This is a genomic window from Photobacterium sp. DNB22_13_2 (assembly GCF_052873915.1).
Genome location: NZ_JBNNXU010000306.1, coordinates 1 through 234 on the forward strand (window position 1 = coordinate 1; position 234 = coordinate 234).

The following is a 234-nucleotide window of genomic DNA, read 5'->3' on the forward strand; positions in this document are numbered from 1 at the left end:
GGCTTTGGCTTTGCCGAATACCAGGGCCGCCTGCCCGGCAGCGAAACCGCGCTGCCCAAGATCGGCTACGTGAAGCGCTTTGCGCCGTGGGACTGGAACCTGTCGAGTGCGGTGTTCCTGCAAGAGGTGGATGCGGCCTACCACCACTCGCTCATCGCCAACCTGATCGTCATCCTGCTGGTGGGTGGCGTGGTGTCGGTGGCCATGTCGCTCATCATCCGCAACGTACAGCGC

At 63.7% G+C, this 234-nt stretch carries 1 protein-coding gene; it reads left to right on the forward strand.

Translation table 11 applies throughout. From position 1 onward, the window contains the following. A partial coding sequence (locus ACVA58_RS28745; protein ID WP_446513632.1) for a cache domain-containing protein occupies window positions 1–234 on the forward strand: 234 nt, incomplete at both ends.